Genomic DNA, 15079 nt, shown 5'->3' with positions numbered 1-15079 from the left:
ATTAATCAGGTTGCTCGAGAGATTTAATGTAATCGTAAATTGCCAGCTGGGCCCGGACCTTGCGGCGGTTACCGCGTGGAACATATCGGTTGCTTAACTCTTTATCGACGTAACGTGCTTTCAGCGTATCACTTAACAGGATGGCAATAATATCCAACACACGCTGTTTAAGAATAGGGTCAAGTATGGAGACAGCCACTTCGATACGATAATCGATGTTGCGCGTCATCCAGTCTGCGGAGGAGAGGAAGACTTTTTTATCACCACCGTTATCAAAAATATAGACCCGATCATGCTCCAGATAACGGTCAACAATACTGATCACACGAATATTTTCGCTAATCCCTTCCAGATTAGGGATCAGAGAGCACATTCCTCGCACCAGCAGATTAACCTTAACGCCAACGCTGGAGGCGGTATACAGCCGATCGACCAGCCCCTTATCGACCAGGTTGTTGATCTTCAGGGTGATGCCCGCCGAAATTCCCTTTTGCGCATTGGCAATTTCTGCATCAATCAGCTGGTACAGCATTTTGCGCGAGTTCTGCGGCGACACCATAAGGTGCTCAAAGCTGACCGGGCGATATGGGTTCTCGATAAAGTTAAACACCCGGCGCACTTCGTTGGTGATGCGCGCATCGGCGGTCAGCAACGAGTAGTCGGTGTAGATACGCGCGGTTTTCTCGTTAAAGTTACCGGTGCCGATATGCGCATAGCGGGCAATCTCACCGTTTTCACGGCGTGAAATCAGGAACAGTTTGGCGTGAATTTTCAGTCCGGGAGCGGAGAAAATCACATGCACACCGGCTTCCGTCAGGCGTTTCGCCCAGTGAATGTTGGCTTCTTCATCGAAACGCGCCTGAAGTTCGACCACCACGGTGACTTTTTTACCGTTATAGGCAGCATGGATCATCGCATCGATGATGCGCGAATTCTTCGCCACACGATAAATATTGATTTTTATGGCCAGCACCGCCGGGTCAAACGACGCCTGGCGTAGCAGCTCAAGTACGTGCTCAAAGGTGTGATACGGATAATAGAGCAGCACGTCACGGTTGCGGATCGCATCAAAGCCGTTGCGGAAGCGATCAAACCAGATATGGCGCAGTTGCGGCAGCGGCTTGTTGACCAGGTTTGCTTTGCCAACGTTCGGGAAACTGATGAAGTCTTTGAAGTTATGGTAACGGCCACCGGGCACGATGGAGTCGTAATTGGAAATGTTCAGCTTTTTACGCAGCAGTTCAACCATCGCATCAGGCATATCGCGCTGATAAACAAAGCGCACCGGCTCGGCGTTCAGGCGCTGTTTCAGGCTTGAAGACATCAACTCCAGCAGGCTCGATTCCATTTCGGTGACCAGATCGTACTCGGCATCACGCGTCATTTTCATCGAGTAGGCATTGAGCGCATCGTAGTCGAAGAAGCCACGGAAGATGTCGCCCAGGCAATAGCGCAGAATATTATCCAGCAGGATCATCGGCTTTCTGCGGCGCGGGGTTTCCGGCGGCAGATTGATGAAACGCGGCACTTTATCTGACGGAATTTCCAGCAGCGCGTAGCGAATGTCTTCACCGCGAATAATCTCTACGGCCAGGTAGGTGTAATCGTCTTTCAGGAATTCGATCAGATCGGTGTCGTGATTGATCAGGATCGGCGTGATGTGCTGGCGAAGATGGTGTTTAAAGTAGTGGCGCAGCCAGCTCTGCTGATTGGGAGAAAGCTGGCGTTCGTTGATCAGGAAGATCTGATTACGCGCCATTTCCAGCAGCAGATCGTTATACAGGCTGTCGAATTCCTGGTCGGCTTTCAGCACCCGGGCCTGAATTTTTTTTAGCAGATGCCGTGGCGTGCTGGGGGAACCCTGTTCTTCTCCAATCAGAATACGACGTTTGAGATCGGCAAAACGAACTTTATAGAACTCTTCCAGATTATTGGAATAGATACCAAGAAAGCGCATACGCTCGATCAGCGGGTTGGTTTTGTCAGCTGCTTCCTGTAAAACGCGCTCATTAAAGGATAGCCAACTTAACTCTTTCTCTATATACAGCTTTTCCTGACCCATTTTTACTCCGTTTGGCTGATTCAGGATGAAGGTATCCATTGTTCTGAAACATTATGGCGAGAGTATGGCAGCATTGTCCAATGCCCGGTGAATGTTGATTGTCTTATTAATCACATACGGGCAACATAGCGGCTTCGGAGCACAATGGAAAACCACGCTGATATGACTGATCGCCCAATCCCTGTTCACGACAACGCCGGGCGCCGCCGCATGATTGATCGGCTGACGCGGCGTGTGGTAACGGCGTGCGGGGTGGCTATCCTGCTGGTGATGACACTGCTGTTCTTCTGGCTGATTTGGGTGGTCGTGCCGCTCTTTATCAGCCCTGGGATGCAGGCAGGAAACGACATTAAGCTCTGGCAGAGCAGTCCTGCGGTGGCCATGGGAATGGACAGACACCAACAGTGGGGCTGGCGCATCGATCACCAGGGCAGCGGGCGCTTTGTGCCGCTCAGTGCTCAACCTCCCTCCTCTGCAATAACCCTGTTACGCGGCGATATCCGGGCAACTCACAGTGCCGATCATGGCAGCGTGCTGCTGTTGTCAGATAGAGGCTCAATGGTGTTAGTAAAACCCGACTTCCCGCCTGGCGAGGAACCCCGCTGGACATTCCCGCTGGGTGATTTCCCGCTTTCCACTGGGGAAGATCACGTGCGTCAGTTCAGTCTGGCGCAAAGCGCAGAAAACCACTGGCAGGTTGCGATGGCGACTGCCGACCACATCACCTTATGGCAACTCGATGCTCAACAGCCTGCACAGAATTATCGGCTGAACGTGCGTGACGTTGACCAACTGCTGTTATCACCCGATGGCAGCCTGCTGTTTACCCTCTCTGGCGCACAACTGCGCGTCTGGCGACTCGGTAACGGTGAGCCACAGCTGCGTGATTCTCTGATGCTGGCCGAGCCGCCGAAAGACATGAAACTTCTCAGTGGCGGCAATTCCTTACTGATTGCTGACGGACAGGGTATTTCTCAATGGTTTGATATTGCCAGCTCCAGTGGCCCACATTTGCGCCATATCCGCCGTTTTGAGGGGGCGCAGTGGCAGCCGCTGATGTTTACCGAACCGCACCGTCGTGTTTTCGCCACGCTCAGCCCGCAGGGTGAGCTGAAGCTGTTTGCCAGTAAACAGCAGGGCGCGATCCTCAGTCGACAGCTGGCGCCGGGTATTGAACTGGCGCAGTTCTCCCAGGAGGGCGATGGCTTACTGGTCGAACGTGCTGGACGCTGGCAGCATTATCGTCTGACCAACCCGTGGCCCGATCTCAGCTGGCGCAATCTGTGGCAGAAAGTCTGGTATGAAAACTACCCGGAGCCCGCTTACGTCTGGCAGTCGACCTCGGCCAATGATTATTACCAGGGTAAATTCAGCCTGATCCCGATGGTGGCGGGTACGCTGAAAGCCGCAGGGCTTGCGATGTTATTTGCGACGCCGCTGGCGCTGGCGGCGGCCATGTACACCGCGTGGTTTATGACGCCTCAGCTGCGGCGCTGGGTGAAACCGACCATTGAAATGATGGGCGCGTTACCCAGCGTGGTCATCGGGCTGATTGCCGGGCTGTGGCTGGCGCCGAAAATTGCCGATCGGCTGCTTGGGGTGCTGCTGCTGCCTGTATTGCTGGCTGCGGTGCTCCTGCTGTGCGGTTGGATGGTGCAAAAACTGCCCCCTCGCTGGCGTAAACGCGGGTTTGCTGAAGGGCGTGAGGTCCTGCTATTGCTGCCGCTGTTGCTACTGACAGCGATAGGCTCCCTGTGGTTAATCCCGCTTGCTGAGCAGGCACTCTGGGGGCAGGGGCTGGCCGATCGCATTAGCGCTGACTATCAGCAGCGTAATCTGCTGGTGGCGGGTGTGGCGATGGGCTTTGCCCTGGTCCCGCTGATTTTCACCCTGTCCGAAGATGCTATTTTCAGTGTTCCGGCCTCGCTGGGGCAGGGATCGCTGGCGCTGGGCGCAACACAGTGGCAAACCCTGACGCGTGTGGTGCTACCGGGTGCCTCATCCGGTATCTTCGCCGCCCTGATGATCGGTTTTGGCCGCGCGATTGGTGAAACAATGATTGTGCTGATGGCGACCGGCAACACGCCAGTGACTGACGGTAGCCTGTTTGAAGGATTGCGTTCACTGGCGGCCAACGTGGCGGTAGAAATGCCGGAAGCGGCGGCGGGCAGTGCCCATTACCGCATTCTGTTCTTATCGGCGCTGGTGCTGCTGATCTTCACACTGGTGGTGAATACCGTGGCCGAAATGGTGCGTCAGCGACTGCGGCAGCGTTACAGTCAGCAGGAGGTGCAGGGATGAACGCGGTAAAGAATAATCACCGCTGGCGCTGGCTGACGGGCGGTGCTGTTGCCATCAGCCTGCTGGCCTTCCTGTTGTTGATTACCCTGCTGGCCTGGCAGGGGCTACGTTATTTCTGGCCGCAGCCGCTGGAACTGTTCACGCTGAATACCCCGCAAGGCCAGATACAGGTGCTGGGGGAAGTGACCCAGCAGCAGACGGTATCGCGTCAGCAATTAGTCGCCAGCGGCCAGCGTGATGCGGCGGGGTTGCCTGACAGCGTGACACGTTATCTGATTAAAACCGGTAACCGTGATTTCGATGCGCCTGACTTCCGCACGGTGCTGTCCAGCGATGTGATCGCCAGGGAAACACCTCCGCAGGTGATCGTGTTGCAACGGCGCTCCGGCGGCAATGCCTCTGGCTGGTTTGAGGGGCTGCGTGAAGATAGCCATCTGCTCACCTCCAAAGATCCTGGTAAGACGTTACAGCAGCGTTTGCTGCAAACCCGCCAGCGGATTGACGAAGCCGAGAAGCTGCGGCGCAAGAACATGGCGCGGCTGAACGTACAGATGGAGTCGCTGGAACAACAGCGGCAGCATTTGCGTGATGAACAGCGCTACGACCCTGAGGCCCAGTCGGTCTATCAGGCCGATCGCGCCGAGCTGCAACGTCAGTTCACCCGCCAGGCCGCCAGGCTCGCCGCGCTTCAGCGGGAAAGCAACAATACGGTGGTGCTGCTACGGGATGCCAGCGGTGCTCAGCATGAAATTTCGCTGGCGCAGATTATTGCCGCCTGGCAGCCCAATGCGATGACCACCGGCATGAAGTGGCGACATTTTGGCAGCCAGCTGTGGCACTTTGTCAGTGATTCTGGCGGCGGAAGTCAGGGGGAGGGCGGCGTCTTCCCGGCGATTTTCGGTACGGTGCTGATGGTGCTGCTGATGTCGGTGGTGGTGATGCCGCTGGGAGTCATTGCCGCTATCTGGTTACATGAGTATGCCGGGCGCAATCTGTTAACCCGGCTGGTGCGCATTGCGGTCGTCAACCTGGCGGGTGTTCCTTCGATTGTGTATGGCGTATTTGGCCTGGGATTCTTTGTCTGGCTGATGGGCGGTAGCCTTGACCGCCTGTTTTTCGCCAGCGCGTTACCGAACCCGACCTTTGGCACGCCTGGCCTGCTCTGGGCATCACTGACCCTGGCATTACTGACATTGCCGGTGGTGATTGTGGCTACGGAAGAGGGACTGTCGCGCATTCCTGGTTCATTGCGCCAGGGGGCGCTGGCGCTGGGCGCGACGCAGGCAGAAACGCTGTGGCACGTGGTGCTGCCGCAGGCCTTACCGGCGATGCTGACCGGCCTGATTCTGGCGGTGGCACGCGCCGCCGGAGAAACCGCCCCGCTGATGCTGGTGGGCGTGGTGAAGATGGTGCCGGAGCTGCCGATAGACTCGCTGTTCCCTTACTTACATCTGGATCGTAAATTTATGCACCTGGGTTTTCAGATTTACGATCTGGCGTTCCAAAGCCCTAATGCCGAAGCCGACCGCCCGCTGGTGTTTGCCACCGCGCTGCTGCTGGTGTTGCTGATCCTGGGGCTAAATCTGATGGCGATGGTGCTTCGCCACCGTCTGCGCGAGCGCTATCGTGCGCTGATGCATTAACACGGAATTACGTTATGACTGCGATGTTTGATGATAACGATACCGCGCTTGAGATTGATAACCTCTGTTTGTGGTATGGCGATAAAGCGGCGCTGAACAACATCAGCCTGCGGGTGCCTAAAAACCGCATTACGGCGCTGATTGGTCCATCAGGCTGTGGGAAATCAACGCTGCTGCGCTGTTTTAACCGTATGAACGATCTGATTGATGGCTGCCGCATTGAAGGCGATATTCGCCTGCAACAGCAGTCCATCCTCGGTCATCATCAGGATCTCTCTGCGCTGCGTCGCCGCGTGGGTATGGTGTTTCAACGGCCTAATCCCTTCCCGAAAACCATTTACGATAACGTGGTATATGGGCTGAGGTTGATGGGCGTGCGTGACAGACGTGTGCTGGATGAAGCGGTTGAGCGAGCGCTGCGTGCGGCGGCGCTGTGGGCCGAGGTGAAAGATAATCTCTGGCAGAATGCGCTGACGCTGTCGAGCGGCCAGCAGCAGCGCCTGGTGATTGCCAGGGCTATCGCCATTGAGCCTGAAATCCTGCTACTGGATGAGCCAACCTCGGCACTGGACCCGATTTCGACGCTGGTGATAGAAGAGCTGATGACCTCGCTAAAGCAGCACTTCACGCTGATTCTGGTCACGCACAATATGCAGCAGGCGGCACGCGTGTCTGACTATACCGCGTTTATGCACCAGGGGAGCGTGGTGGAGTTTGGCATTACCGATGCGTTGTTTACGACACCGCGTCAGCGCCGTACCGAGGATTATATTACCGGACGATACGGCTGACGCAGCGCATTGCCGCGCAGGCTATCGCCCGGAGCTGGTCAGCAGGGCGTGTTTGAACGACAGAATATGGTGCTGCGTGGCCTGTTCAGCCGCGCTGAGATTGCCCTCTTCGAGCGCGGTGATAATTGCATTGTGCTCGACGATAACTTCTTCCATATGCCCGGCATCGGAAAGCGTGGTGGCCCAGAATCGCTGGGCCTGGGCATGAATAATATTCAGAATATCCATCAGCCGACGGTTGGCAGCAATGCCCGCCAGCAGATGATGAAACTGATTATCACACTGCATCATCGCCAGCGGATCACGCTGCTGGCTGGCCTGCGCCAGCCGCGCATTCACTTCCCGCAGCTGTGCGATCTGTCCGGTGGTAATGCGTGCAGCGGCCAGACGGATGCAGAGCAGTTCGTTAACCAGGCGCACCTCAATCAGCTCGAATGCATCATCGAGAGAGAGCGGCGCTACCATCACGCCTTTACGCGGCAATATCTGTAACAGTCCCTCTGCGGCAAGACGGTGCACGGCCTGATTCACAGGCGTGCGTCCTACCTCCAGATCGGCCATGACCTGCGCCATATTCAGATAATCACCGGGTTTATACTGCAAGGTGATCAATGCCTGGCGAAAACGGAGATAAGCCAGTTCATTCAGTGAGATAGCACGATCTTCAACCGGTGTGCGCACGGTGTCGCTCTTCAAGATTTATCCCCTCATTTTGAACTTGCCCACATTTTACACAGAATCTGGCATAACAATGGCTGTTTTTTAATTATAGTGAAATTTCACAGGTATTTTAGTTAAAAGGGAGAGTACGCAATGTTGCAGTTTTTACTGAAATCAGAAAAAACCGAGACCATTAATATTGATATTAATCATCTGGTTATTGCCGGATGGGCGGGAAGAGATCTGGCTGCCGTGCAGGCGCATATCCGCGAGCTGGCGGAGCTGGGCGTGCCCGCACCCGGTGCAGTACCGCTGTTTTACCGGGCCAGCGCCACGCTGCTGACCCAGCTGGAGTGCATCGAAGTGGTCGGTGAACAAAGCTCCGGGGAGGCGGAGCCGTTTATCTTCAGCTGGCAGGGCGAAAGCTGGTTAACGCTCTCTTCCGATCACACCGACCGTCAGCTGGAAAGCCACAGCGTTGCGCTGGCAAAACAGGTCTGCGCAAAGCCGCTGGCGCGCGAGGCCTGGCGTCTGAGTGAGGTCGCCAGCGACTGGGATCATCTGCTGCTGCAATCCTGGGTTCGTGAAGGAAGCGAGTGGACGCTTTATCAGCAGGGAAAACTCGCGGAGCTGCGCACGCCGGACGATCTGCTGACGCGTTATCTGGGAGGCCAGCCGCTGCCAGAAGGGCTGGGAATGTGCTGCGGCACGCTGAGTGCACTGGGCGGTATTCGTCCGGGCGCGCATTTCCGTATGGCGCTGGTGGATGGGAAGCGCGGGCGCAGCATCGAACATCAGTATCAGATCCAGACCTTGCCGCTGGTGGCCTGATGCGCGGCGTACTGGCGGGGGACAGGTATGACTTCCCCTTACCCAATCAACAGGAGTCTGAAGATGAAACAACACCATCAGGGAATACTGTTAGTGGCGACCCCTATCGCCAGGGCTGACTATCACGCTGCGTTTACCCGTCAGACGGCAGAGTGTGACAGCCTTAGCGGGCAGTTAACGTCGCAGGAGATAGCATCATGAGCCTCTCTGATTTGCCACCGCACGGGAATTCCGCCCCGATAACAGATGCGCAGGACTCCTCCCGCAGCGGTCGGCTGGCGGCAGCCAGCTCCATCGGCACCGCGCTGGAATGGTATGATTTTACTCTCTACAACATTATGGCGGCGTTGGTCTTCAACCATGTGTTCTTCCCGTCGTTTGACCCGATTGTTGGGACGATCCTGGCGTTTTCCACCTACGCCGTGGGCTATATCTCCCGTCCGCTGGGGGGAATGTTGTTCGGCCATCTTGGTGATGTGCGGGGACGCCGCTTTGTGCTGGTCACCACGCTGGTGATTATGGGAGGAACCTCGGCATTAATGGGGGTGCTGCCTGGTTATGCGCAGTGGGGGATCCTCAGCCCCATTCTGCTGGTGGCGCTGCGTTTTCTTCAGGGGATCGCGCTGGGCGGGGAGTGGGCGGGAGCGGTATTGTTAGCGATGGAGCATGGCAAGCAGAACCGGCGTGGTCTGAATGCCTCATTCGCTCAGATGGGCCCCTCTTGTGGCACCCTTTTCGGGACGGGGATCATTGCGCTGATCAGTCTGACGCTCAGCCCTGTGCAATTTCAGGAGTGGGGCTGGCGTATTCCTTTCCTGTTAAGCCTCGCGTTGATGTTCTTTGGTCTGTGGCTGCGCAACGGTGTTGATGAAACTCCGGTGTTCCGGGCGCTGGCGGCGAAAAAGCAGACCAGCCAGATGCCGCTGAAAGAGGTTGTGACGGCTCATCGAAAATCGCTGCTGATCGCCGGAGGTGCGCGCGTCGGTTCCGACGTGCTTTACGCGCTGGTGGTGGTGTTCACCCTGACCTATGTGACGACGGTGCTGATGTTGCCACGCCCGCTGGCGCTGGGTGCCACCATGTTAGGTGCCATCGGCAACGCGCTGGCCGTGCCGTTTTGTGGTCTGCTGTCAGATCGTTATGGCCGACGTCCGGTCTATTTGACGGGCGCGTTACTGGGGATCTTGTGGGCATTTGTCTTCTTCGTCCTGCTGGACAGTGCACAGCCCTGGGCGATCTGCCTGGCGGTGGTGGTGGGATTACTGATCCATGCGGTGATGTTCGGCCCGCAGGCTGCGTTTGTCACCGAGCAGTTTCCGGGGCATGTTCGCTACGCCGGATCATCGCTGGCTTATACGCTGGCAGGGATTGTCGGGGGTGGGTTTGCGCCGTTGATTATCGCCACGCTCTACAGTGAAACCGGTGGGACGCTGGGCGTGTCGTTATATGTTGTGCTGGCGCTGATCGTGACGCTGGTGGCAGTGGGGTGTGCGCGTGAGACGGCAAAAAAACCGCTGAGATGAAAGAAGGGCGGAAGGAGATCGCCTTCCGCCCGTCAGGTATCAGTCGAGGGCATGTCCTTCGGCAGACAAGAGCTGACCATCCAGCCATGCCGCATCGTCGCGCATGGCCAGTCGACCATCGACAAACCAGCCGACGACCAGCGGATAAATCGCATGTTCCTGGTGCTGAACACGCGCAGCCACATCCGCTTCGTTGTCGTCGCTGAATACCGGCACTTTTGCCTGCAAGATAACCGGGCCGCCGTCCAGCTCTTCGGTGACAAAATGCACCGATGTGCCGTGCTCGTCGTCACCGTTCTCGATGGCCTGGCGATGCGTGTGCAACCCCGGGTATTTCGGTAACAGCGAAGGATGGATATTCAGCATCCGTCCGGCATAGTGCTGTACAAATGCCGGGCTGAGGATGCGCATATAACCGGCCAGCACCACCAGATCGGGGGCGTAAGCGTCAATTTCCAGCATCAGCTGGCGATCAAACGCTTCACGGTCGGCAAACTGCGCGGCAGCCAGCGCATGAGCAGGAACGTTCGCCTCACGCGCGCGTTCCAGACCAAAGGCCTCTGCTTTATTACTGAATACGGCAGCAACGCTGCCGTTAATCCGTCCCTGCTGGCAGGCGTCCAGGATTGCCTGTAAATTGCTTCCATTGCCGGAAACCAGCACGACTATGCGTTTCATGCGTTAATGACCACACGTTCTTCAGAGTCAGAGGCTTTGATCACCCCGATTTTCCAGGCTTTTTCACCCGCATCCGTCATCAGCTGTACCGCTTTGTCGGCTTCTGCCGGACTCAGGGCAATCACCATGCCGACACCACAGTTGAAGGTGCGGTACATCTCGAAGCGGCTGACATTACCTGCCTGCTGCATCCAGCCAAAGACGGCTGGCCATTCCCAGCTTGACTCGTCAAGCACCGCCTGGGTGTTATCCGGCAGTACGCGCGGAATATTTTCCCAGAAGCCGCCGCCAGTCAGGTGGGCAATCGCATGGACATCCACCTGTTCGATCAGGCTGAGGATGTTTTTCACGTAGATGCGGGTTGGCGCCAGCAAATGGTCAGACAGCGTTTTGCCTTCAAGCTGGGTGGTTTCCGGGTCAGTTTTGCTGACTTCCAGAATTTTGCGTACCAGCGAGTAGCCGTTGGAGTGAGGGCCGCTTGAACCCAGGGCGATCAGAACGTCGCCATCGGCGACTTTGCTGCCGTCGATAATTTCGGATTTCTCAACCACGCCGACACAGAAGCCTGCCACGTCGTAATCTTCACCGTGGTACATACCTGGCATTTCAGCGGTTTCGCCGCCAACCAGCGCACAGCCAGACTGTGAACAGCCTTCAGCGATGCCGGTGATCACACTGGCGGCCGTATCAACGTCCAGCTTGCCAGTGGCATAATAATCGAGGAAGAACAGCGGCTCTGCGCCCTGTACGACCAGATCGTTAACGCACATCGCGACCAGGTCGATACCGATGGTATCGTGGCGTTTCAGGTCCATCGCCAGACGCAGCTTGGTGCCGACGCCGTCAGTGCCGGAAACCAGGATAGGTTCACGGTATTTTTGCGGCAGTGCACAAAGGGCACCGAAACCGCCCAGTCCACCCATCACTTCCGGGCGACGAGTCTTTTTCACTACGCCTTTGATACGGTCGACTAAAGCATTGCCAGCATCGATATCTACGCCGGCGTCTTTATAGCTGAGAGAGGTTTTGTCGGTCACTGCGAAATCCCCACGCGGTTTGCGGTTGGTGTGGTGGTCAAAATAAAACGCGGTAATTCTAACAGTGCAGGCAAACGTTTGCGAGTGCCATCTTAAGGCGCATTGCGGATAGCTGGATTTTAGCTAATCCTTATCAAGATTGCAGGGGATAAACAAAGTATTGCACTAAGTCATATGGCGCCGGGGATAAATGGCGCTATAATCTCGCGATTTTTTTTGCAGCTTAACACTCCGGGAGTACAACAATGAAGATCGTGGAAGTCAAACACCCGCTGGTCAAACATAAACTGGGTCTGATGCGGGAACATGATGTAAGCACCAAACGTTTCCGTGAACTCGCGTCAGAAGTGGGAAGTCTGCTGACTTATGAAGCCACTGCCGATCTGGAAACCGAAACCGTGACCATTGAAGGCTGGAACGGTCCGGTTGAAATCGAGCAAATCAAAGGTAAAAAAATTACCGTTGTTCCGATTCTGCGTGCCGGTCTGGGCATGATGGAAGGCGTGCTGGAACATGTGCCAAGTGCGCGTATCAGCGTTGTGGGTGTCTACCGCGACGAAGAAACCCTGGAGCCGGTGCCGTACTTCCAGAAGCTGGTGTCCAACATCGAAGAGCGCCTGGCGCTGGTGGTTGACCCGATGCTGGCAACCGGTGGTTCAATGATTGCCACTATCGACCTGCTGAAAAAAGCGGGCTGTAACAGCATTAAGGTGCTGGTGCTGGTAGCGGCGCCGGAAGGGATTGCCGCGCTGGAAAAAGCGCACCCGGACGTTGAGCTGTACACGGCCTCAGTCGATCAGGGACTGAACGAGAAGGGATATATTATTCCTGGCCTCGGCGATGCAGGCGATAAGATTTTTGGTACCAAATAAGCCCGCAGCGGGCGAGGCATGCCTCGCCCCTACAAAATCAGTGGCCAATCCGTAGTGCCCGGAAAGCACTGAAACAGCGAATAATCCGTAGGGGGTCGGGCATGCCCGACCCGTTAAGCATCAAACCGACCAGAGAGTCGGTTTTTTTATAGCTCAGGCAAACTCAAGGGGTAATGAAATCATGACGCGTCGCGCAATTGGCGTACACGAGCGGCCACCGCTGCTGCAAACCATTCCACTCAGCTTCCAGCATCTGTTCGCCATGTTCGGTGCGACGGTGCTGGTGCCGATCCTGTTCCATATCAACCCGGCTACGGTGCTGCTGTTCAACGGCATCGGCACGCTGCTGTATCTGTTTATCTGTAAAGGGAAAATCCCGGCTTATCTGGGGTCCAGCTTTGCCTTTATCTCCCCGGTACTGCTGCTGTTACCGCTGGGTTATGAAGTGGCGCTGGGCGGTTTCATTATGTGTGGCGTGCTGTTTTGCCTGGTGGCGTTGATCGTCAAAAAAGCCGGAACCGGCTGGCTGGACGTGATGTTCCCGCCTGCGGCGATGGGCGCGATTGTGGCGGTGATTGGTCTGGAACTGGCGGGCGTGGCGGCGAATATGTCCGGTCTGTTGCCTGCCGATGGCAGTATGGCTGACAGTAAAACCATCATTATTTCGATGGTCACGCTGGGCGTCACGGTCTTTGGCTCCGTGCTGTTCCGGGGTTTCCTGGCGATTATCCCGATTTTGATTGGTGTGCTGGTGGGCTACGCACTGTCCTATTGCATGGGGATTGTCGACTGGACGCCGGTCGCGAAAGCCCACTGGTTTGCGCTGCCGACCTTCTACACGCCGCGTTTTGAGTGGTATGCCATCTTCACCATTCTGCCTGCGGCACTGGTGGTGATTGCAGAACATATTGGCCACCTGGTGGTCACGGCAAATATTGTGAAGAAAGACCTGTTGAAAGACCCGGGTTTGCATCGCTCAATGTTTGCCAATGGCATCTCGACCATTTTCTCCGGCTTCTTTGGCTCAACGCCAAATACCACCTACGGCGAAAACATTGGCGTGATGGCGATTACCCGCGTGTACAGCACCTGGGTGATTGGCGGCGCGGCAATTCTGGCGATCATGCTTTCCTGCGTCGGTAAACTGGCTGCGGCAATTCAGGCCGTTCCGGTTCCGGTCATGGGCGGCGTATCGCTGCTGCTGTACGGTGTGATTGCGGCATCGGGTATTCGCGTACTGATTGAATCGAAAGTGGATTACAACAAAGCGCAGAACCTGATCCTGACCTCCGTGATCCTGATCATCGGCGTCAGCGGGGCGAAAGTCCACATTGGTGCCGCTGAGCTGAAAGGCATGGCATTAGCCACCGTGGTGGGTGTGGTGCTCAGCCTGATCTTCAAAGCAATCAGCCTGCTGAACAAAGAAGAAGAGGTGATTGAGGTGCCGGACGAGCGTCGCGACGCACAGTAAATCGTAGGGGGCAGCTTCGGTTGCCCCTCTCCCGATGCATCTCCCGCCCTTAGCGTTTCATGATCCTGAACGACTTGTGGTAGAATTTTCCCGTTTTCTGCCTGCTCAAACCCTGAGGTGAATCTGAACACGCCGGCACAGCTCTCACTGCCACTTTACCTGCCCGACGACGAAACCTTTGCCAGCTTCTGGCCGGGGGAAAATCCGTCGCTGTTGGCTGCGCTTCAGGGCGCACTGCATCAGCAACACGGTAGTTACTTCTACTTCTGGTCCCGCGAGGGCGGAGGGCGCAGCCACCTGTTGCATGCCGCCTGTGCCGAACTGTCGGCCAAAGGTGAAGCGGTGGGTTATGTTCCTCTCGATAAACGCACCTGGTTTGTGCCCGAAGTGCTTGATGGCATGGAACAACTCGCGTTGATCTGCATTGACAATATCGAGTGCATTGCCGGGGATGAGCCCTGGGAAATGGCGATCTTCGATCTCTACAATCGCATTCTGGAAACCGGAAAAACGCGACTGCTGATCACCGGCGATCGCCCACCGCGTCAGCTCAACCTGAAACTGGCAGATCTGGCCTCGCGTCTCGACTGGGGGCAGATTTATAAGCTGCAACCACTCTCCGATGAAGATAAATTGCAGGCCTTACAGCTGCGTGCAAAATTGCGTGGTTTTGAGCTGCCGGAAGATGTGGGCCGCTTCCTGCTGAAACGGCTCGATCGTGAAATGCGTACGCTGTTTGTGACGTTGGATCAGCTTGACCAGGCATCCATCAGCGCCCAGCGTAAACTGACCATCCCCTTCGTGAAAGAGACGCTGGCGCTGTAGTACCGCTGCGCCAGGCGTTTCTTTAAAGGATCTCCAGCACCTGCTCCGGCGGCCTGCCGATGCGTGCCTTGCCCCCATTGCTAACAATCGGGCGTTCAATCAGCTTCGGCTCAGCGACCAGTGCGGCCAGTAACTGCGCTTCAGTTAACGTTAAATCATCCAGACCCGCGGCTTTGTACTGTGCTTCTTTAGTACGCATCAACTGGCGCGCGCTGGTGAATCCCAACTGCTGTAACAGGTTTTTCAGCGTGGCAACATCTGGCGGGGTCTCCAGATAAAGGATGACCTCAGGTTTCATGCCCCGGCTGGTCAGCAGCGCGAGGGTTTCGCGGCTCTTGGAGCAGCGCGGGTTGTGGTAAATCTGTACCTCTGACATGGCTATCCT

Annotated in this window: 14 protein-coding genes; 9 read left to right on the top strand and 5 right to left on the bottom strand. The window is 56.3% G+C overall.

Annotated elements, in window-relative coordinates; all coding sequences use genetic code 11:
- Position 1: 1 nt before the first annotated feature.
- Positions 2 to 2062 (bottom strand): polyphosphate kinase 1, encoded by a 2061-nt coding sequence (gene ppk1, locus ACFL9S_RS04060; RefSeq protein ID WP_405260400.1) that lies wholly within the window; start codon positions 2060 to 2062, stop codon positions 2 to 4.
- Between the two features lie 144 nt (positions 2063 to 2206).
- On the opposite strand from ppk1, the gene ACFL9S_RS04055 reads away from it, so the two are divergent.
- The 3 genes from ACFL9S_RS04055 to pstB are packed head-to-tail and all read left to right on the top strand — an operon-like array spanning position 2207 to position 6797.
- Positions 2207 to 4363, top strand: coding sequence for an ABC transporter permease subunit (locus ACFL9S_RS04055; protein WP_405260399.1), 2157 nt, complete (start codon positions 2207 to 2209; stop codon positions 4361 to 4363).
- Positions 4360 to 6006, top strand: a complete 1647-nt coding sequence (pstA, locus tag ACFL9S_RS04050) for a phosphate ABC transporter permease PstA (protein WP_405260398.1) — start codon at positions 4360 to 4362, stop codon at positions 6004 to 6006. Before ACFL9S_RS04055 ends, pstA begins: the two co-directional genes overlap by 4 nt.
- Positions 6007 to 6029: 23 nt before the next feature.
- On the top strand, positions 6030 to 6797 hold the full coding sequence (gene pstB, locus ACFL9S_RS04045) for a phosphate ABC transporter ATP-binding protein PstB (protein ID WP_405260424.1): 768 nt from the start codon (positions 6030 to 6032) through the stop codon (positions 6795 to 6797).
- A 21-nt stretch (positions 6798 to 6818) separates the two neighbouring features.
- Here the strand turns inward: pstB and ACFL9S_RS04040 are convergent, their stop codons facing one another.
- Positions 6819 to 7493: a GntR family transcriptional regulator gene (locus ACFL9S_RS04040; RefSeq protein ID WP_405260397.1), complete on the bottom strand. Its 675-nt coding sequence runs from the start codon at positions 7491 to 7493 to the stop codon at positions 6819 to 6821.
- Between the two features lie 117 nt (positions 7494 to 7610).
- On the opposite strand from ACFL9S_RS04040, the gene ACFL9S_RS04035 reads away from it, so the two are divergent.
- From ACFL9S_RS04035 to ACFL9S_RS04025, 3 genes are all read left to right on the top strand, one after another.
- The gene (locus tag ACFL9S_RS04035; protein ID WP_405260396.1) at positions 7611 to 8288 is read left to right on the top strand and encodes a DUF2848 domain-containing protein; all 678 of its coding nucleotides are present in this window, start codon (positions 7611 to 7613) and stop codon (positions 8286 to 8288) included.
- Positions 8289 to 8351: 63 nt separating this feature from the next.
- Complete coding sequence (locus ACFL9S_RS04030; protein ID WP_405260395.1) at positions 8352 to 8489, top strand: hypothetical protein; 138 nt, start codon at positions 8352 to 8354, stop codon at positions 8487 to 8489.
- Positions 8486 to 9811 carry an MFS transporter gene (locus ACFL9S_RS04025; RefSeq protein ID WP_405260394.1) on the top strand — a complete coding sequence of 442 codons (1326 nt, stop codon included), beginning with the start codon at positions 8486 to 8488 and terminating at the stop codon, positions 9809 to 9811. Before ACFL9S_RS04030 ends, ACFL9S_RS04025 begins: the two co-directional genes overlap by 4 nt.
- Positions 9812 to 9850: 39 nt before the next feature.
- Here the strand turns inward: ACFL9S_RS04025 and purN are convergent, their stop codons facing one another.
- Both purN and purM read right to left on the bottom strand, forming a co-directional pair.
- Positions 9851 to 10489: a phosphoribosylglycinamide formyltransferase gene (gene purN / locus ACFL9S_RS04020; protein WP_405260393.1), complete on the bottom strand. Its 639-nt coding sequence runs from the start codon at positions 10487 to 10489 to the stop codon at positions 9851 to 9853.
- Positions 10486 to 11526 (bottom strand): phosphoribosylformylglycinamidine cyclo-ligase, encoded by a 1041-nt coding sequence (gene purM, locus ACFL9S_RS04015; protein WP_405260392.1) that lies wholly within the window; start codon positions 11524 to 11526, stop codon positions 10486 to 10488. The genes purN and purM overlap by 4 nt, the downstream gene beginning before the upstream one ends.
- Positions 11527 to 11771: 245 nt before the next feature.
- Here purM and upp point away from each other — a divergent pair, with 245 nt between their 5' ends.
- The 3 genes from upp (at position 11772) to hda (ending at position 14694) form a co-directional block, all read left to right on the top strand.
- A complete protein-coding gene (gene upp / locus ACFL9S_RS04010; RefSeq protein ID WP_133845899.1) occupies positions 11772 to 12398 on the top strand; it encodes a uracil phosphoribosyltransferase in 627 nt (208 codons plus the stop codon).
- A 181-nt stretch (positions 12399 to 12579) separates the two neighbouring features.
- Positions 12580 to 13869, top strand: coding sequence for a uracil permease (uraA, locus tag ACFL9S_RS04005; RefSeq protein WP_405260391.1), 1290 nt, complete (start codon positions 12580 to 12582; stop codon positions 13867 to 13869).
- A 117-nt stretch (positions 13870 to 13986) separates the two neighbouring features.
- A complete protein-coding gene (gene hda / locus ACFL9S_RS04000) occupies positions 13987 to 14694 on the top strand; it encodes a DnaA inactivator Hda (RefSeq protein ID WP_133845903.1) in 708 nt (235 codons plus the stop codon).
- A 22-nt stretch (positions 14695 to 14716) separates the two neighbouring features.
- Here the strand turns inward: hda and arsC are convergent, their stop codons facing one another.
- Entirely contained in the window at positions 14717 to 15070 is a 354-nt protein-coding gene (gene arsC, locus ACFL9S_RS03995) for an arsenate reductase (glutaredoxin) (protein ID WP_405260390.1), read from the bottom strand.
- Positions 15071 to 15079: the final 9 nt, after the last annotated feature.

Origin of the sequence: Erwinia sp. AnSW2-5 (genome assembly GCF_045107195.1) — a bacterium.
Lineage (GTDB): Bacteria > Pseudomonadota > Gammaproteobacteria > Enterobacterales > Enterobacteriaceae > Erwinia.
Note: the sequence above shows the minus strand (reverse complement) of the source record. Positions and strands in the feature narration are given on the sequence as shown.

Coding starts and splice junctions, on each gene's coding strand:
- ACFL9S_RS04025 (WP_405260394.1), top strand. CDS start 8,486: ATGAGCCTCTCTGATTTGCCACCGCACGGGAATTCCGCCCCGATAACA.
- ACFL9S_RS04030 (WP_405260395.1), top strand. CDS start 8,352: ATGAAACAACACCATCAGGGAATACTGTTAGTGGCGACCCCTATCGCC.
- pstB (WP_405260424.1), top strand. CDS start 6,030: ATGTTTGATGATAACGATACCGCGCTTGAGATTGATAACCTCTGTTTG.
- upp (WP_133845899.1), top strand. CDS start 11,772: ATGAAGATCGTGGAAGTCAAACACCCGCTGGTCAAACATAAACTGGGT.
- arsC (WP_405260390.1), bottom strand. CDS start 15,070: ATGTCAGAGGTACAGATTTACCACAACCCGCGCTGCTCCAAGAGCCGC.
- purN (WP_405260393.1), bottom strand. CDS start 10,489: ATGAAACGCATAGTCGTGCTGGTTTCCGGCAATGGAAGCAATTTACAG.
- ppk1 (WP_405260400.1), bottom strand. CDS start 2,062: ATGGGTCAGGAAAAGCTGTATATAGAGAAAGAGTTAAGTTGGCTATCC.
- ACFL9S_RS04055 (WP_405260399.1), top strand. CDS start 2,207: ATGGAAAACCACGCTGATATGACTGATCGCCCAATCCCTGTTCACGAC.
- uraA (WP_405260391.1), top strand. CDS start 12,580: ATGACGCGTCGCGCAATTGGCGTACACGAGCGGCCACCGCTGCTGCAA.
- pstA (WP_405260398.1), top strand. CDS start 4,360: ATGAACGCGGTAAAGAATAATCACCGCTGGCGCTGGCTGACGGGCGGT.
- ACFL9S_RS04035 (WP_405260396.1), top strand. CDS start 7,611: ATGTTGCAGTTTTTACTGAAATCAGAAAAAACCGAGACCATTAATATT.